The 18,154-nt window shown below is 43.3% G+C and carries 15 protein-coding genes; 13 read left to right on the top strand and 2 right to left on the bottom strand.

Annotated elements, in window-relative coordinates; all coding sequences use genetic code 11:
* The first annotated feature begins 50 nt into the window (after positions 1–50).
* The 10 genes from JMY02_RS00185 (at position 51) to msrB (ending at position 13,314) form a co-directional block, all read left to right on the top strand.
* Positions 51–932, top strand: a complete 882-nt coding sequence (locus JMY02_RS00185) for a hypothetical protein (protein WP_201593999.1) — start codon at positions 51–53, stop codon at positions 930–932.
* A gap of 115 nt (positions 933–1,047) precedes the next feature.
* On the top strand, positions 1,048–2,193 hold the full coding sequence (gene serC / locus JMY02_RS00180) for a 3-phosphoserine/phosphohydroxythreonine transaminase (RefSeq protein WP_201593997.1): 1,146 nt from the start codon (positions 1,048–1,050) through the stop codon (positions 2,191–2,193).
* A gap of 248 nt (positions 2,194–2,441) precedes the next feature.
* Positions 2,442–3,335, top strand: a complete 894-nt coding sequence (locus tag JMY02_RS00175) for a LysM peptidoglycan-binding domain-containing protein (RefSeq protein ID WP_201593994.1) — start codon at positions 2,442–2,444, stop codon at positions 3,333–3,335.
* Positions 3,336–3,780: 445 nt separating this feature from the next.
* On the top strand, positions 3,781–5,568 hold the full coding sequence (locus JMY02_RS00170) for an extracellular solute-binding protein (protein ID WP_201594405.1): 1,788 nt from the start codon (positions 3,781–3,783) through the stop codon (positions 5,566–5,568).
* A 77-nt stretch (positions 5,569–5,645) separates the two neighbouring features.
* A complete protein-coding gene (gene gloB / locus JMY02_RS00165; protein ID WP_201593992.1) occupies positions 5,646–6,425 on the top strand; it encodes a hydroxyacylglutathione hydrolase in 780 nt (259 codons plus the stop codon).
* 54 nt (positions 6,426–6,479) lie between these two features.
* The gene (gene yejB / locus JMY02_RS00160) at positions 6,480–7,547 is read left to right on the top strand and encodes a microcin C ABC transporter permease YejB (protein WP_201593990.1); all 1,068 of its coding nucleotides are present in this window, start codon (positions 6,480–6,482) and stop codon (positions 7,545–7,547) included.
* Positions 7,547–8,620, top strand: coding sequence for an ABC transporter permease (locus JMY02_RS00155; RefSeq protein ID WP_201593988.1), 1,074 nt, complete (start codon positions 7,547–7,549; stop codon positions 8,618–8,620). Before yejB ends, JMY02_RS00155 begins: the two co-directional genes overlap by 1 nt.
* Before the next feature lies 1 nt (position 8,621).
* Positions 8,622–10,292, top strand: coding sequence for an ABC transporter ATP-binding protein (locus tag JMY02_RS00150; RefSeq protein WP_201593986.1), 1,671 nt, complete (start codon positions 8,622–8,624; stop codon positions 10,290–10,292).
* A gap of 327 nt (positions 10,293–10,619) precedes the next feature.
* Positions 10,620–11,930, top strand: coding sequence for an iron-containing alcohol dehydrogenase (locus JMY02_RS00145; protein ID WP_201593984.1), 1,311 nt, complete (start codon positions 10,620–10,622; stop codon positions 11,928–11,930).
* 163 nt (positions 11,931–12,093) lie between these two features.
* On the top strand, positions 12,094–13,314 hold the full coding sequence (gene msrB, locus JMY02_RS00140) for a peptide-methionine (R)-S-oxide reductase MsrB (protein WP_201593982.1): 1,221 nt from the start codon (positions 12,094–12,096) through the stop codon (positions 13,312–13,314).
* Between the two features lie 205 nt (positions 13,315–13,519).
* Here the strand turns inward: msrB and folE are convergent, their stop codons facing one another.
* Entirely contained in the window at positions 13,520–14,116 is a 597-nt protein-coding gene (gene folE, locus JMY02_RS00135; protein WP_200861771.1) for a GTP cyclohydrolase I FolE, read from the bottom strand.
* A 326-nt stretch (positions 14,117–14,442) separates the two neighbouring features.
* Between folE and JMY02_RS00130 the strand changes: the two genes are divergently transcribed.
* Both JMY02_RS00130 and JMY02_RS00125 read left to right on the top strand, forming a co-directional pair.
* Positions 14,443–15,249, top strand: a complete 807-nt coding sequence (locus tag JMY02_RS00130; protein ID WP_201593980.1) for an enoyl-ACP reductase FabI — start codon at positions 14,443–14,445, stop codon at positions 15,247–15,249.
* A 109-nt stretch (positions 15,250–15,358) separates the two neighbouring features.
* The gene (locus JMY02_RS00125; protein WP_201593979.1) at positions 15,359–16,054 is read left to right on the top strand and encodes a YoaK family protein; all 696 of its coding nucleotides are present in this window, start codon (positions 15,359–15,361) and stop codon (positions 16,052–16,054) included.
* 73 nt (positions 16,055–16,127) lie between these two features.
* Here the strand turns inward: JMY02_RS00125 and JMY02_RS00120 are convergent, their stop codons facing one another.
* Entirely contained in the window at positions 16,128–16,292 is a 165-nt protein-coding gene (locus tag JMY02_RS00120) for a hypothetical protein (RefSeq protein WP_201593977.1), read from the bottom strand.
* Positions 16,293–16,678: 386 nt separating this feature from the next.
* Between JMY02_RS00120 and JMY02_RS00115 the strand changes: the two genes are divergently transcribed.
* The gene (locus tag JMY02_RS00115) at positions 16,679–18,100 is read left to right on the top strand and encodes an SLC13 family permease (protein ID WP_201593975.1); all 1,422 of its coding nucleotides are present in this window, start codon (positions 16,679–16,681) and stop codon (positions 18,098–18,100) included.
* The last annotated feature ends 54 nt before the right edge of the window (positions 18,101–18,154 follow it).

Raw genomic sequence — 18,154 nt, 5'->3', positions numbered from 1 at the left:
CCTATAGAAATTTGTAAACCCCTTTGAAACAAGTAGGACAGCAGACACGCATGAGTGATATTAAAGACCCACTAATGGTATTACAGCAGCGTATGCAGCAGCGTCAAATTTTAGCGTTGATGGGTATTAATCAGTGGGTACAGCCACACTCAGAAACCATGAATATCGCAGACATCGCGGCTCCTGTCGCGACCCATATGACAACTCAGCCTATCTCCTCTGATATGAGCGCCGAACAACCAAGTGTTGACGCTCTAAACAGGGTTTTCGAAAATAGTGATGTCTCAAACAATGATATGTCAAATATTCAGTCTATGGACTTGGTATCGGGCACAATGGATGATGAAATTGATAGCGCTTATGAGAATGAAGCTAATGACAGCGATAATAATGATATTGATGTCAATAATATTGACCTACAGCATCACAATCAACCAAGTCCAGTAAGCTATCATTTTGATACGAGTACTTCTGCTGCCGCGCCTGTACTAAACGCAGATATAGGATTACAGCAAGCAACGGCCTCTGTTGAACAAATTCATGCTGCCGAAAGTCACTATGACCATACCCTCAAAGTAACCCCTTTTGATTTGCAAGGCGGCCGCTATGACGATTGGGTGGTTTTTGTTGATATCCAAGCACTCAACCATGACAGTCAAAAGTTATGGCAAAATATCACGCAAGCACTATCAATAACCTGTGAGACAACGTCGTTCCCCATCTGTGAAGGTATGGACACAGCTGAACTTGCCAATGCCAGCCTTGCCGGTTATGTGTTCAAAATAGGGAGAAGTGAAGAGATAAAAGTCGCTGCATTGACGACGCTGCCTGCCGGACTTGAGCATCCTAATCTTACGACTGTGCCCACATTAGACGAGATGCTCACAGATAGTAGTATAAAGCGTCAGTTTTGGACGCAGCTCTCTGATTAAAAGTCGCACTCATTAAATATAAGAAGAATAGTAATACCTGATTTAACCTGTTTCAATAATTAATTTTTCAGTATCAATTCACAACGATGACCCCGTCACATCTAGGATAATAGCCATGTCTACAAACCCAGTATCCATAAAAACAACACCAACTTTCAATACTTCAGCGCCCAATCGCTTACCCAATTTTTCAGCGGGACCTGCTACGATACCGACTGCGGTATTATCACGTGCTCAAGAAGAGTTACTTGACTGGCAAGGGAGCGGTATGTCGGTGATGGAAGTGAGTCACCGTAGTAAAGAGTACCTAGCAATTACTGAAAAAGCCGAAGCCAAACTGCGCTCATTGATAGAAATTCCAGACAATTATAAAGTGTTGTTCTTACAAGGCGGTGCTAGCCTACAGTTTTCCGCGATTCCGTTAAACTTATTAAATGGTGGGCGCGCAGATTATTTGACGACTGGGACTTGGTCGGATAAAGCCATCAAGGAAGCGAAGCGTTATGCCAATCTAGGCCTTGGTGAGATTAATATGGTCGCAACTGGTAAAGACAGTAACTTTACCGATGTGCCGGCGCAAAGCGATTGGAACCTGAGCGATGATGCGGCGTACTTCCATTACTGTGCCAACGAGACCATTCATGGTCTACAAATTTTTGAGCTACCACAGGTCAATGTACCGCTCATCGTCGATATGTCATCGTCCATCCTATCACAGTCGATTAATGTTTCTAAATTTGGTATGATTTATGCAGGCGCACAGAAGAACATTGGCCCTGCTGGACTGGTTATTGTGGTTGTCCGTGAGGACCTATTGGGGCGAGCGAGCGAGTGGTGTCCACTGCTGCTGAATTATAAGCATCAGGCCGAAAAAGAATCCATGTCGAATACACCAGCCACTTATTCTTGGTATCTAGCAGGATTGGTTTTTGATTGGATAGAAGAGCAGGGCGGTGTCGCTGCTCTTGGAAAAATTAACCAGCAAAAAGCAGATCTTCTTTATAAGACCATTGATGATAGCAGTTTTTATAGTAATCCTGTTGCCACTCAGTACCGCTCTATCATGAACGTACCATTTACTTTAGCAGATAGTAGCCTTGATAAAGTATTCTTAGAAGAGTCAGCCGCGGCAGGTTTGATGAACCTAAAAGGCCACCGTGATGTTGGCGGTATGCGTGCTAGTATTTATAATGCCGTGCCTCTTGAGTGGGTACAGCAATTGGTTGACTTCATGATAGCGTTTGAAAAGAAATATGGCTAAGGGCGTTGCTGTTTTAATATGGCTAAGGGCGTTGCTGTTTTAAACAGTTATTGACTCAAAGTATCTTATCTGGCCTTTTACAGTTAACTTTTAAAATTAAGACAAATACAGCCGTATTTGTCTTAATTTTTTGACTAAAAAACACTACTTAACTGTTTATTAAATTTTTACTAAAAATTATTTTTATTAGATATGGCAAGGATAGTAATGATCAGGAGAAGGCTTTGAAAACATCGAAGACGACTAAGATGAATAAGACAAATTGGGCTTGGTGTCATAAGTATGGGGCGCTATTAATAGGAGTGTTATGCTTTAGTCAATCCCATGCCTCAACTCACCATGTAGTGGAATCGGGTGAAACGCTCAGTGGTATTGCCAAGCGCTATGGTGTTTCGAAAACTGCATTGATAGATGCTAATGGTTTAACAGCCAGTATGATAAAGATAGGACAGGTTATTGATATACCAGAAAAAGGAACGCATCATAATATATATAAAGTAAAAGCAGGTGATAACTTAAGCTATCTTGCCAAGAAATATCAGATCGACATTACTGAGCTGGCACGTGTGAATAAGTTGAGTCCAGATTCAGGACTGTTGATTGACAGCACGCTTATTATTCCGTCTAAATTGTTTGCCGTCAATAATACCGCCAAAACAGCGAATATAACAACCAAACTTCAAACCAGTAATGTCGTGCAGTCTAAACCTGCAAAACAAATCGCGATGTCCTCTACTACTACAAATTACCAAAAGCCTGTCAGACACCAGATTAAGTACGGCGAAACCCTTTCCATCGTTGCCAATAAGTATAAGGTGGACGTGCAAAGCTTGGCGCGCGCCAATAATATAGGGATCAATGACACGTTATATTTTGGCAAATATTTAGTCATACCCACTACTGAAAGAGCGAACACGCGCCGTGTCATCAGTAACAATAACACGACCAAACCAGTAGCAACGCCCAGTACGTATACAGTACAACCCGGCAATACACTAATGGGTATTGCTAATAGATACAATACGGACTTTATGCAAATTGCTAAGCTCACTGGCATATCACCCTATGATGCGTTGGCGATAGGTCAGAAACTTACGCTGCCAAAAGGGGCAAACATAAGGGCAGAAAGTGAAGGTTATTAATCTATAACACATAGACACGTTGTCTCATACGTATGATCGTAGTCAAGTCACTTTGAAAGCCTGATCTCATAATCTAATTGATGACACGCCCTAGTAAATGACTAGGTTAAAAAAGCGAAATTTGTTATGATAAAAATTTGTCATAAGACCATGTTGGTCTGTATGCAAGGTTATTATAACGACAATGATGATAAAAACGCTTTTGTCCTATGGCTCACGTTTTGTACTACGCTCACCTTCAAAGCGTGTAGAGCGTAGTACTGTAACGCCTTTAGAAGCCGGAGTTCCCCAGCCTCAGCTGCATACCTTGTACAACAAACCAATCTGCTCTCAGAACAAGTGGTTCATATCAACAGTACTTACACCCGCACCATCTATATTAACGCTGTCTAAGCCTGCACAGCACCAGCTTATATTATCTATCGTTTTATGGACGGGTATCAGCATGGCTGGCATGTCAGCTGTTATAGCCGCGCCCATTACAACGACTGCGCTTGGTCATAACAGTCCTACTGAGTATATAAGTGCGCCTTATATGCCTTACGCCAATCCAAATGCACCAAAAGGTGGCACACTCTCATTAGATGCACGCGGCACCTTCAATAGCGCCAACAAATGGATGACGACTGGCGTGGCGATGGTTGGCACTGACTATTTGTATGATACTTTGATGACTGGCTCATTAAACGAAGCATTTACCATGTATCCGCAGTTGGCAAGTAAGGTCACCTACGATCCGGATGACACCAGCTGGATTGTTTATCATATAAATCCTGCTGCCCGTTTTTGGGATGGATCGCCCGTGACCAGTAGTGATGTCAAAGCGACATATGACGCGATATTAACCAAAGGGCCGATGTACATTCGCAGTTATTTGGGGGGTATCCAAAAAGTACAAATTATTAACAAGCAACAAGTAAAGTTTGTTTTTGCATCCGATGACAATAAAGAGATCTTACTAACTGTCGGGCAGTTTCCAATATTTGCCAAGTCGTCTATCGATGCCGATTTTGAAAAAATAACCCTGACGCCACTGATGGGCAGTGGGCCTTATAAGCTTGGCCGCGTCGATGCAGGTCGTGCCGTCAGCTACGTGCGTGATCCCAACTATTGGGGACGCAATTTGATGGTCAATCGCGGTCGTTATAACTTTGATATGATTAAGTTTGTGTATTATCAAAGTGATGAGATTGCTTTTGAAGGGTTTAAATCTGGTCAATATCGTTTTCGCCCCGAAAATAAAGCCTCTAATTGGGCGACGGGCTATAATTTCCCAGCCGTCAAGGCTGGCATGATTCGGAAAGAAGCAATAAGCAGTAAAAACCCAGTGCCGATGCAAGGTTTGGTTATGAATATGCGCCAGCCCATCTTTCAAGACATTCGGGTTCGCCAAGCATTAACGGCGGCTTATGACTTTGAGTGGATGAATAAGACATTATTTCATGGTCAGTATGAGCGCTTGCAAAGTTTTTTTCATGGCTCGGAGCTTGCGGCAACAGGGACGCCATCTGCTGCCGAGATGAAGGTGCTCAGTCCATTGCTCTCTCAGCTTGAGCCGATTCAACGTCAGGCGGTATTGGCCAAATGGCAATTGCCAACCAGTGATGGCAGTGGATTTAATCGTCAAGGGTTGTTAAAAGCGCGGCAGTTATTGCTAGATGCTGGGTTTTATTATGAAGCTATGAAGCTGTATCAACCGAATGGCAAGCGTGCGCACATTGAGATTCTGATGACAGGCGAAACCGTCGGTCGCGTATTGCTGCCTTATATCCGCAATCTCAAGCGTTTGGGCTTTGATGCGACACTGCGGCAAGTGGATGGCCCGCAATACTATGAGCGGATGCGCACTTTTGATTATGATATGGTGGTCGATGTGTTTGCCCAGAGCCTATCACCGGGCGCAGAACAGTTCGGATTTTGGGGCAGCGACGCCGCTGACCAAGTTGGCAATAGAAATACGGTCGGTATCAAAAATGTGGTGATTGACAGGGTAATAGAAAAGCTGGGTAGTGCCAAAAACCGCCAAGAGATTGTTCTTTATACTCAGGTGCTAGATCGCTTGTTGCGCGCAGGCCATTATTTGGTGCCGCTATACGGTAAATCTGGCACCAATGTCGCTTACTGGGATCAATATCGTCATACCGAAACCTTGCCTACCAACGCTGTCGGTATTGACTATTGGTGGACAGATAAAGAAGCAGAAGCACGTGTCAATCAGTACTTAAAAAAGTAAGTAAGCATCATTTGTAATCTATAAACATTTGCATAAAAAGCACGAGCAATAAAGACAACTACCGGTAAGGATTTTATATGACTATTCGTATTCACCCGATTAAGGCATTTAATGACAATTACATTTGGACATTGATTAACGAAAATAATAAACAAGCGATTGTCATTGATCCAGGTCAAGCTGAGCCTGTCATTGCTTATTTAGAAGAGAATGAATTAGAGCTGACCTCGATTTGGACCACTCATCATCATCATGATCATATTGGCGGTGTTGCGGAGTTACAAGAATCTTATCCCATGACGCATCTGGTTGCACATGCTGAGCATAATGTGGATGAAGATCAAGCGATAAAGGACGGTAGCACGGTAAGTGCATGGGGCTGTGCGGCACAAGTGTGGGATGTGTCGGGTCATACCGCCAGTCATATGGCCTATGTGTTAGATATCGATGGGCAAAAACATTGCTTTTGTGGCGATACTTTATTTAGTGCAGGCTGTGGCCGTGTGTTTACGGGTACGATTGAGCAATTGCATGAAAGCTTTAAGCGTTTAAACAGCTTGCCAGCTGAGAGCTTACTGTATCCAGCGCACGAATATACCGCCAGTAATTTACGTTTTGGTTTGTCTATTGAGCCTGACAATGAGGAAATGCAGCAGGCATTACTACAAGCAGCAGAAAAAACAGCACAAGGCATACCGACACTGCCTGTTACCTTAGAGCATGAGCGCATGATAAATGTATTTTTGCGTACGCAACAGCCGAGTGTGATAGCTGGTGTTAAGTCTAAAATGAATATCGTCGACGATCAGCCATTGACGGTGTTTACAGCCCTACGTGAGCTTAAAAACAACTTTTAAGTGGTCAATTATACCTTTCTTTGTCAAATGTCTTTATTTTAGGAAACCGCCATTATGGGTCGTTATATCTTAAAAAGGTTATTGCTGATATTACCGACGCTTTTTTTGATATTGCTGGCAAACTTTGTGATCGTACAAGCAGCCCCCGGCGGCCCAGTTGAACAGCAGCTGGCACTTATCGAGCAAGGGGCAAAAGACAATGCGCTTGCCGGTAATATTGGTGCAGGTAGTGCTGGCAGCAATAGCACCTATCAAGGAACGCGCGGCTTATCGGAGGAGATGGTCGCCGCGATCAATGCCCAGTACGGTTTTGATAAGTCTGCGCCTGAGCGTTTTTGGCTCATGTTAAAAAACTATGCTCAGCTGGATTTTGGTGAGTCGTTTTTTAAAGGGCAATCGGTGACAGATCTGATTATAGAAAAACTCCCGGTTTCCATCTCACTTGGACTGTGGAGTACGCTGCTTATTTATATAATCGCCATTCCACTTGGGGTGTATAAAGCCATGCATCATGGCTCAGGCATCGATAAAGTCACCGCTATGCTCCTCGCTATTGGCCATGCGATACCAGTATTTGTCTTTGCGGTCATATTATTGGTATTTTTTGCTGGTGGCAGCTACTGGAATATTTTCCCACTGCAAGGATTGACCTCTGAGAATTTTGATCAATTAAGTGCCATTGGTAAGGTCAAAGATTATTTTTGGCATTTGGCCTTGCCGCTCTTAGCGAGTACAGTTGGTGGCTTTGCTGGTTTGACGTATTTGACCAAATTTAGTTTTTTAGAAGAATTGGGTAAGCAGTACGTGCTCACTGCGCGCGCCAAAGGGTTGGGTGAGCGTCAGGTTTTGTACGGGCATGTGTTTCGTAATGCGATGTTGATTATTATCGCGGGTATTCCAGCAGCTATCGTCGGAATTTTCTTTGCTGGGAACTTTCTGATTGAGATTATCTTTAAATTAGACGGCTTGGGATTGCTTGGCTTTGAGGCCATTCAGCAACGTGATTATCCAGTGATATTTGGCACGCTATTTATTTTTACATTGGTAGGACTGCTATTACAGTTAATCAGTGATTTAAGCTATCACTTAATTGACCCCCGTATTGATTTTGAGGGACGCTAATGTCAAGTCATCCATTATCCTCAACGTCACCTGCCGTTTCTGTACAGAAAAAGCGTCGTTTAAATCCTATTTGGCAGGCACGTTTACAGCGCTTTCGCCAAAATCGGCTCGGGGTGATATCGCTGTTTGTGTTTGTGGTGATATTTATCATTTGTATGGCCGCCAATGTGATTGCCAATGACAAACCCCTGTTGGTGCAGTATCAAGATGATTATTACTTTCCTATCTTAAAAGCTTATCCTGAAACGACTTTTGGGGGCGTCTTTGAGACTGAAACCAATTACAAAGACCCTGCGGTGCAAGCCTTAATCAATGATCAGGGCTATTATGTGATGCCGCCCATTCCGTTTGCCGATCAAACGCCCAATGTTGAGCTGGGTATGCCTTATCCAGCGCCGCCCAATAGTCAGAATTGGCTGGGTACGGATGATTTGGGTCGCGATGTGCTGGCGCGAATACTTTATGGCATGCGGGTATCATTATTGTTTGGTCTGGCCTTGACGCTGGCGGGTGCTTTGATTGGTATTATCATTGGGGCGATACAAGGTTACTATGGTGGTTGGGTAGATTTAGCCGGACAACGCTTTATGGAAGTGTGGGGCGGTATGCCGCAGCTATTTATGATTATTATCTTGGTGAGCTTATTTAGCCCTAGTATCACCATGCTATTTGCCATGATGCTGTTGTTCGGTTGGATGGGATTGGTCGGTTTAGTGAGGGCGGAGTTTTTGCGTGCCCGTAATTTTGATTATGTCCGTGCAGCACGTAATCTAGGAGTGTCGGACAGTCAAATTATGCTTAGACATATTTTGCCCAATGCGCTGGCCTCCAGTTTGTCGCAACTGCCATTTATTCTCACTGCTAACATTATAGCCTTAACGGCGTTAGACTTTTTGGGGTATGGCTTGCCGCCTGGCTCACCGTCGCTGGGCGAGCTGATGGTACAAGGAAAAAACAACCTTGATGCCCCTTGGTTGGCATTATCAGGGTTCTTTAGTTTAACTTTTATTTTGTCATTGCTTATCTTCGTTGGCGAAGCACTACGTGATGCGTTTGATCCGAGGCGCTCTTAATATGACCAAGATTATGGTACAAGATAACAGTCTAAAAGAAAGCCATAGCAAGGCATCACATAAGCTCATGCTGACCGTGGATAAGCTCAGCATCACTACTGTCACAGGCGCCCAACTGGTTGATGAGCTGTCTTATGAACTCAGACAAGGACAAACCTTGGCCATCGTTGGTGAATCAGGCTCCGGCAAATCAATTGCAAGTCTGGCGCTGTTAGGTTTGCTGCCAGATAGTTTGCTTATTAATGGTGATGTGCAGCTGGCAAGCTCAGCAGGAATGGCGGCACTACCAATAGCAAATGATAGGCTGCGTAATGCTGCATTACGTCCGATTCGCGGGCAGCGCATTGGCATGGTGTTTCAAGAACCGATGACCGCACTCAACCCATTACATACGGTTGCCAAGCAAATCGCTGAATCACTGCGCCTCAGTGGTGTACCCAAAAAGCAATGGCGAGATAAAAGTATCGCTTTGCTAACAGATGTCAACATCACGGATCCTGCTGATAAGCTAAAACGCTATCCTCATGAGCTATCTGGTGGTCAGCGCCAACGCGTGATGATTGCCATGGCATTGGCACAGCAGCCTGATATATTAATCGCTGATGAACCAACGACTGCGCTTGATGTCACTTTGCAGCATGAAATACTTGAACTATTAGAGGATCTCAAACGCCAGCATAATATGGCGATGATACTAATCAGTCATGACCTGAATCTGGTCAGGCGTTATAGTAATGAGGTCATCGTGATGCGTCAAGGACAGACGATCGAACAGGGACAAACATCCGCTATATTTAGTCAGCCTAAAGCGGAATACACGCGTACGCTTATCAAGCAAGAGTTTGGTCAAGCATTAAACCGACCAGACAATAATGAAGATAAACAAACAAGCGTATTGCAAGTAAATCATCTTAAAGTACAGTTTCCGATTGAAAAAAGCTTATTTGGTAGCACCAAACGTTGGTTCGATGCGGTCAAAGACGTCAATATGACGTTACAAAAAGGGCAGGCATTGGGTATTGTTGGTGAGTCAGGCTCTGGGAAAACGACAATTGCGCTTGCGCTCAGTCAGTTACTCAGTAATCAAGCACAGGTGAGTGGTCAGATAGTAGTCAATGACCAAGAGATATCTGCATTGTCAAAAAGCGAGTTACGCCAGTTCCGCTCGCAGATACAAATGGTTTTTCAAGATCCATTTGCCAGTATCAATCCGCGTATGACCGTTATGCAGACCATTGAAGAAGGGCTACTGGTACAAGGCGTCGATAAAGCAGCCCGTCAGCGAGCAGTGATAGACAGTTTGGCCACCGTGCATTTGCCAGCTGAGTTTGCGCAGCGTTATCCGCATGAGTTGTCAGGTGGGCAGCGTCAACGTGTGGCATTGGCGCGCGCACTTATCATGAAGCCAAGTCTCTTAATATTGGATGAGCCTACCTCTGCGCTTGACAGTACCACGCAGGTAACCGTGGTCAACTTACTCCGTGAAATTCAAGAAAAACTGCACGTCAGTTATGTCTTTATCAGTCATGATTTAAAAGTAGTACGAGCATTATGTCAGCATATTATGGTGCTCAAAGACGGCATGTGCGTAGAGTCAGGACGTACCGAAGATATTTTCAATAACTCACAACATCCGTATGCCAAGCAGTTATTGCAAGCGAGTATGGTTTAGGGCGTGTCTTCAATCTGAACGATAGCGACTAAATGGGTTAAAAATGGCTAAATATTCGCCAAACTGCGTCAAATAGCTGGATAATACCCCGATATTATTAGTACTATTTTCCTTGTTTGGCTTCAATTTACCTCATTTTTATAACCATTTTCAAAATGAGGACACGCCCTAGTTTATTCACCATAAAAAATGTCAAACCATAGCCGTTCATAATAATAGCGACATACTAAAAATGGCAGTGGTACAATAAGTTTGGGCAGTCATCATTTGCTCATTAAAATGATCGTCATTGCTGTTATTCACATCACTAAAAAGGATTTTATGCCCATGAAAAAACAAACAAGCATTGCTAAATTGATGAGTACAGATGGATTGCAGCACGCAGGTTATTTGGCCGTTGCCAAAACTCGTGCCAAAGTGCTAAAAGTATTTTCTTACGTGATACCTATTAGAAGACCTATGTTATTTGTCGGCGAGACTTCTTGTGAAGAGCTATGCGACATGCTCATTAGTGAAGGCAATACCAATGTGTTTATCGTCACTGACGCGGTACTAAATAAGCTGGGTATACCTGCCAAAGTCACTGATTATCTAGACACAAAAAATATCAGCTACAAACTCTATGATGGTGTGATGCCAGACCCTACTTTTAAGGTAATCGAAGAAGGACTGCGCCAATCTTTAGAGGCTGAGTGCGATTCGATAATCGCTATTGGCGGCGGCTCGGTGATTGATGCCGCTAAGATGATTGCTATGTCACAAGGCAATAACTGTCAACCTAAACAGCTCATTGGTATTCTGAAAGCAAGAAAGCCTTCAGTACCTTTATATTGCGTTCCTACCACTGCAGGGACTGGCTCAGAAGCCACGCTGGGCGCGGTCGTATCAGATGATACAACCCATCAAAAATCTCTGTCTATCGACCCACGAATGGTACCACTAGCAGCGGCTATCGACCCTGTCATTATGAAAGGAATGCCGGCGCATATTACGGCAGACACTGGTATTGATGTATTGACACATGCATTAGAAGCGTGGATGAGTGTAAACGCTAGCGTCGAGACAGATTATTATGCAGCCTCTGCGGTCAAATCTGTCATGCACTATTTACCATTGGCTTATAAAGATGGCGGTGATCTAAAAGCTAGAGAAGAGATGGGTATTGCAGCACATTATGGTGGTATCGCCTTTAACAAAGCTGGTCTTGGCTATGTACATGCGATTGCTCACCAATTGGGCGCGTATTATAGTATTCCGCATGGTCGCGCTAACGCTATTGTGTTGCCTTATGTACTTGATGTAAACCGTGACGCCAGCAAAAAAAGATTGGCGTCCTTGGCCAAAAAAACTGGCATGATAAAAGAGGGTCAAACTATTGGTAGTGACAGTAACATAACCGACGATTTTATCACTCAAGTACGTTATTTGATTAAAACTCTAAATATTAATCCGACTGTCAAAGGTATGAAAACTAGTGATTTTGATAGCATTGCCAAAGCCGCTGCCAAAGAAGTCAGTGATACTTATGCGGTGCCAACTTATTTATCAGCATCTGAGATAAAAGAGATTTTAATAAAAATTAAGCAGGCAAGTGACGAGCAGGTAGATCAAGCTAAAAATAGCGATAAGGTCGCATAACTGTTTTATCGAATTACATTATGCAACATACAAAATAAAGTCTATTATCCAAAGGATAATTGGCTTTATTTTTTTGAACCGTTCAATATATAACAATTTAGGAATATTTCGGTGACACCTAACGGTTACGATGACTACATGACATTACTTTTAGGAGCTTTTTATGACACACCAATTATCAGTGAGTTATAAGTTACAGGCCAAAATTGTTGGTATGGTCATCATAGCGAGTAGTGTTCTTTATGCTGGCTGTACCGCCACCGAAAGTACTTCTATTGTGGAAAATACTTCCATTGATAATCCTTATGCGCCTACGGATCCCAATTTGGCTGTAGCTACGGTTGCTGGTGGTTGTTTTTGGTGTGTGGAAGCTAGTTATGAAAAAATACCTGGTGTTGTTGAAGTGGTTTCAGGCTATACAGGTGGTCAGTCCACCAATCCAACTTATAGTACCGTGTCAGCGGGTAGTACGGGTCATACTGAAGCGGCACAAGTATATTATGATCCAACGAAAATTACCTACAATGGTATCGTTCAGGCATTGTGGCGAATGGCAGATCCTACCGATGATCAAGGTCAATTTGTAGACCGCGGGACGCAGTATCGTCCTGCAATTTTTTATAACAATGCGCAAGAAAAGCAGATAGCGGAAGCTGCTAAGCAATCGTTACAAGACGCTGGTGTCTATGATAAGCCAGTCGTGATTGAGATTGTACCTGCCAGCACTTTTTATCCAGCAGAAGAATATCATCAAGATTATTACAAAAAGAACCTACTGCGCTATAAGGCTTATACTTTCAATTCTGGTCGCTATCAGTTTATAGAAAGTGTCTATGGCAAAAACTACGAGCTGGATTTTAGTCAATTCAAGCCTACTACGGCCACTGGTGAACAAGTAGCATCGAGCAATGCGCCAATCATTAATGCTAGCTCAGGATTCAATCCAGATACTTTTGTGAAGCCGACGCAGGATGAGCTAAAGAAATCACTCAGTGACATTCAATACGAGGTCACTCAAAAAGACGGTACTGAGCGCGCTTTCGATAATGAATATTGGGATAATAAAGAGCCTGGTTTATATGTTGACGTGATCTCGGGGGAGCCACTATATTCTTCTCGGGATCAATACAAGTCCGGAACTGGTTGGCCAAGCTTTACTCGTCCATTGAGCGCTGATAGTGTGGTTGAAAAGGAAGATCGGGGAATATTTGGCACTCGTACAGAAATTCGTAGCCGCTACGCTGATTCACACGTGGGTCATGTGTTTGACGATGGGCCAGCACCGACTGGCAAGCGTTATTGCATGAATTCAGCAGCGATGCGTTTCATTCCACTGGCGCAAATGGAGGCAGAAGGCTACGGTAATTGGGTTGATGAAGTATAGTCGTCCAATTAAACCTTGTTATATCAAACCAAAAAATACGATTAGCCGTGTCAAACTCGTGTAGCTTACCTGCGTAGTACAGGCGCTGGTTTTTCTTGCTACTCTGATTTTTGGGATTGGTATGAATCACGGCTACGTTGAACGATGCGCATAAAAAAAGGATACCTAAGTATCCTTTTTTCTTTATTTATTGTTTTTTAAAGCGTTAAAACGCTGGTTGACGTCTAGGTATCGCGCTCAAAAACTCAGTGCGCGCCTGATTATCATGGACAAACTCGCCCAGCATTGATGTCGTACGGGTGGTGGAGTGTTGCTTATTCACACCGCGCATCATCATACACATATGCGCCGCATCCATCACTATGGCAACACCGCGGCAGCCAGTCACATCCATGATGGTTTGGGCGACTTGATCGCTTAAATTTTCTTGAACTTGTAAACGACGGGCGAACATATCGACAATACGGGCAAATTTTGATAACCCCAATACTTGACCGTTGGGCAAATAACCCACGTGCGCGACACCATGAAAAGGCAACATATGATGTTCGCACAACGAATAAAATTCAATATTTTGTACCAATACTAGCTCGCGATTGTTCGATGGAAAGAGGGCATCATTGACGACTTCGTCCAAGCTTTGATGATAGCCTTGGGTCAAATGAGCAAAAGCTTTTGCGGCACGCAGCGGCGTCTCTGCAAGACCAGGACGTTCTAAATCTTCGCCAGTTGAGAGAATCAATTGACGATATGATTCGACGCTTTCTTGGTAATCTGATGTTATGATTGGGGTGTTACTCATAAGTTTGGCAGCCATCCAAAATGTGGGTGTAGCTTAACGCTAAATCCTATTATATAAGGATTCTTATAAAAATTGTGCAAGCTGGAAGGGCTGTGATTATACTTGAAATCTGCTGAACTTCATACTGCTGTGGCGAGCAGTTGAGTGTTTAATCGATATTAAGCGCTACGGTAAGTGAATAGAGTTTACGACTGTTTACTTAAATGAATTCGTGTATAATGTTATTTTTTAATTTGTATTTGGTCATTACGTGATATCTATCATATCTGACCATGCTAGATCATTTTATAATTCAAATAATCTTGTTCGATTCAAAAGGAAACACTATGCTACTGCAAGGACAACGGTTTGTCGTAACTGGCATCGCAAGCAAACTTTCTATCGCTTGGGCAATCGCTGAAGCGCTACACCGTGAAGGCGCATCATTGATTCTGACGTATCCAAACGATAAAATCAAAAAACGTGTGGATATGGCAGCAGAAAAATTTGAAGCGGATTTGGTATTAGAGTGTGACGTCGCATCGGATGATTCTATCGCTGCTTGCTTTGAGCAAGTGACTGCGCATTGGGGTGATGGTATTGATGGTGTGGTACATGCCATTGGCTTTGCACCAATGGATCAGCTGGATGGCGATTTTGTTAACGCGACGACTCGTGAAGGCAGTCATATCGCACATGATATCTCAAGTTATAGCTTTGTCGCGTTGGCAAAAGAAGCGCGTGCGTTGCTTGCGATGCGTCATGGTTCTATGTTGACATTGACTTATGAAGGCAGTATTTCAGTATTGCCAAATTACAATGTCATGGGCATGGCAAAAGCCAGTCTTGAAGCCAGTGTTCGCTATCTTGCGACTTCTATGGGCGGTGAGGGCATTCGTGTCAATGCCATCTCGGCAGGTCCTATCCGTACGCTTGCTGCTAGTGGTATCAAATCATTCCGTAAGATGCTCGATATCAGCGAAAAAATTGCGCCATTACAGCGTAATGTTAATCAGATGGAAGTAGGTAATGCGGCTTTGTTCTTACTGTCACCATGGGCTTCTGGTATCACAGGTGAGATTATGTTTGTTGATGCAGGTTTTAATACTGTTGCCATCAGTGAGCAGTTAATGATGCTCGATGAGCCGAAATAATGGTTCTTGACTATTGATCGTCTAGCGTGAGACACAAGGATGGCAGCCAATAGGCTGTCTTTTTTGGTTATACTGGTTGCTGTTTTGAGACGACTCTTAGGTGGCAGATGTGATAACCAAATTACCAAGATGGATATTGTGGGGCGGTGCAGTACTGGCCTTTAGTGCAGGCTGTGTCAATACGGCAGCGTTAATGGGTTTTGCCAATTTATCGGTCTCGCATGTCACTGGTAATGTAAGCTTATTTGCAGCGGCTATCGCTTATTTAGATGCCCGCAGTATCTTGTATATTGGTGCGCTGTTATTGTCTTTTTTGGCAGGAGCAGTATTGAGTGGTTTTGTCATAGGACAAGTCTCATTGAAATTAGGGAGCCGCTACGGACGCGCCCTATATATGGAAGCAGCACTGCTGTTGATTAGCTATTGGTTATATCAGCAGCATGATTATTTGGGACAGCTAGCAGCAGCGATGGCATGCGGATTACAGAATGCTATGGTGGCGACTTATAGTGGGGCCGTTATTCGTACCACTCATTTGACAGGGCTAACGTCAGATATGGGTGCTGCCATTGGTAATTGGCTGGCAGGTCGACCTATCAGTAAACCGACACTAGGGTTTCAGGCCATTATCTGGTATTGTTTTTGTGGGGGCAGCACAGTAGGAGCATTTTTATTTGCCAAAGTCGGTTACGAAGCTTTATTTGTACCGATTGCTATCGTACTGACAGCAGCATTTTTATATAACCATGCTTCAGATCGCTTACCAGAAAAAAGGGTGCCAAAACGTGAAAGGCACTCATCATAGTGATAAGCGCCTTTCGTATTTTGTCTTAACCATTACGCTGATGACGACTGTCCCTTAAGTTTGAGGCAAAACGTTACTTTTTGCCTTCCTCTTTATGGTCTTCGTGTTCATGCAAACCTTCCATCATATCAAGCGCAGAGTCATCGGTACGCTGCTGGTCTTTTTTGGCCAAGCCATCTTGATTGATATCTTTTGGTGCCATTTTAGTGGTTGAGTCTGTTTTGTTTGCGTCTGTCATAAAGTCATTCCTTTTGTTTTTATTGATGATTTTCTATTTGATCTTTCGATTATGTGGCATCAGTTTTTGCTTGTATAGTCCCAAATGATGAATGTTTAGAGGCTTTATGTAATTTTTATCAATTAGAGTCTTCATACAAAGCGGTGAGAGAGCCATTGTTGAAAAATAAAACAAAGTCTAGAGGTGATTACTGTTAAGGAATTAAACAGATATCTTAAAAAAACTGATAAAGATGTATTCATATAGATGTATTCATGTATAAGTTATTCTGATATGATATTTTCGCGCGTAATGTTCACTATATGAATATCATGATGTCTTATAACAAGTGTGTGTTGCAATAATTTTCGACTTCATACTCACTCTGAATGCGATAAGGATAATTTATGTCAGAGAAAAAACTGGATAGCCATCTGCCTGATGATGGTAACGAGTATTTATTTACGGATACATTCCCAAAGGGAACGGGCAAGGGACTGATCGTAGTCGCAATTGCGGCAATTATTAGTTTTATTATTTATAGTGTATTGCCATTTGAGGTCAGTGCCAACAAAGGGCTAGCATTGTTGTTCTTTATTGGTGTGCTATGGCTCACTGAGGCGATACACGTCACTATCACGGCGATCTTAGTGGTTGTGGTTGGGACATTAATTGGCATTCCTGATTTTAATGCTGAAGTAGGTCTGCAAAGCTTTGCCAGCCCCATTATCTATCTCTTCTTTGGTGGTTTTGCATTGGCTGCCGCGCTACATGTGCAGAAATTGGACAAAAAAATTGCGCTAAAGATTTTGTCGATGTCAGGTGGCAAACTAAGCACGGCTGTATTTCTGATATTTGGGGTAACGGCGTTCTTATCGATGTGGATATCGAATACCGCTACGGCCGCGATGATGTTGCCATTGGCGCTCGGTATTTTGACGCAAGTTGACCGTGAAAAAGATCGTGGTACGTTTGTCTTTGTATTATTGGGTATTGCGTACTCGGCCAGCCTTGGTGGTTTAGGTACTATTGTTGGTTCGCCGCCAAATGCTATCGCGGCAAAAGCACTGGATATTGCCTTTGTCGATTGGATGAAGTTTGGTATCCCCATGATGTTGGTGCTACTGCCACTATTATTGGGTGCGATGTATTTGTTCCTCAAACCAAACTTGAATCGTAAGATTGTACTGATTGATGATGAGCCTATTGCTTGGAATAAGCCGCGTGTGGTGACCATTATTGTCTTTATCGTCACAGCATTGAGCTGGATACTCTCCAAACAAATCGGCGCAGCACTGGGAATCGATGACACTGATGCTATTGTTGCTTTATTAGCAGCGGCAGCAGTAGTTAGTCTGGGCTTGGTATCGTGGAAGCAAGTATCCGATAATACCGACTGGGGTGTACTCATGTTATTCGGTGGTGGTATTGCGCTATCGACAATTTTAAAGGTGTCGGGCGCATCTTTAGTATTGGGTGAAACAGTCGCAAATGCGCTATCTGCTGCACCGATCATCGTTGTCATGATTGCAGTATCAGCGTTTATTATATTTTTGACTGAGTTTGCTTCTAATACTGCTTCGGCCGCGTTACTTGTACCAGTATTTGCGGCGATTGCTGAACAAATGGGTCTGCCAACTGAAGTATTGGTCATGATTATTGGTATTGGTGCTTCTTGTGCCTTCATGCTACCTGTAGCAACGCCGCCAAATGCAATTGTGTTTGGTACAGGACTTATCAAGCAATCTGAAATGGTACGTACGGGTGTGATACTGAATATCATTTCTACGTTTGTCGTTGGGCTTTGGGCTTACTTTTTCTTATTGTAAACACGTTTTTTATTAGAATTTCACAGTTAAATAAAAACCCGACTCCTCACGACT

The sequence above is a fragment of the Psychrobacter vallis genome, from assembly GCF_904846715.1.
Classification (GTDB): Bacteria; Pseudomonadota; Gammaproteobacteria; order Pseudomonadales; family Moraxellaceae; genus Psychrobacter; species Psychrobacter vallis.
This window is presented reverse-complemented; position numbering and strand designations above follow the sequence as displayed.

Bases quoted from the DNA above. Each gene is read 5' to 3' on its own strand.
- serC (WP_201593997.1), top strand. From the start codon at position 1,048: ATGTCTACAAACCCAGTATCCATAAAAACAACACCAACTTTCAATACT.
- JMY02_RS00115 (WP_201593975.1), top strand. From the start codon at position 16,679: ATGTCAGAGAAAAAACTGGATAGCCATCTGCCTGATGATGGTAACGAG.
- gloB (WP_201593992.1), top strand. From the start codon at position 5,646: ATGACTATTCGTATTCACCCGATTAAGGCATTTAATGACAATTACATT.
- JMY02_RS00150 (WP_201593986.1), top strand. From the start codon at position 8,622: ATGACCAAGATTATGGTACAAGATAACAGTCTAAAAGAAAGCCATAGC.
- yejB (WP_201593990.1), top strand. From the start codon at position 6,480: ATGGGTCGTTATATCTTAAAAAGGTTATTGCTGATATTACCGACGCTT.
- JMY02_RS00155 (WP_201593988.1), top strand. From the start codon at position 7,547: ATGTCAAGTCATCCATTATCCTCAACGTCACCTGCCGTTTCTGTACAG.
- msrB (WP_201593982.1), top strand. From the start codon at position 12,094: ATGACACACCAATTATCAGTGAGTTATAAGTTACAGGCCAAAATTGTT.
- folE (WP_200861771.1), bottom strand. From the start codon at position 14,116: ATGAGTAACACCCCAATCATAACATCAGATTACCAAGAAAGCGTCGAA.
- JMY02_RS00185 (WP_201593999.1), top strand. From the start codon at position 51: ATGAGTGATATTAAAGACCCACTAATGGTATTACAGCAGCGTATGCAG.
- JMY02_RS00120 (WP_201593977.1), bottom strand. From the start codon at position 16,292: ATGACAGACGCAAACAAAACAGACTCAACCACTAAAATGGCACCAAAA.
- JMY02_RS00175 (WP_201593994.1), top strand. From the start codon at position 2,442: ATGAATAAGACAAATTGGGCTTGGTGTCATAAGTATGGGGCGCTATTA.
- JMY02_RS00170 (WP_201594405.1), top strand. From the start codon at position 3,781: ATGGCTGGCATGTCAGCTGTTATAGCCGCGCCCATTACAACGACTGCG.
- JMY02_RS00130 (WP_201593980.1), top strand. From the start codon at position 14,443: ATGCTACTGCAAGGACAACGGTTTGTCGTAACTGGCATCGCAAGCAAA.
- JMY02_RS00145 (WP_201593984.1), top strand. From the start codon at position 10,620: ATGAAAAAACAAACAAGCATTGCTAAATTGATGAGTACAGATGGATTG.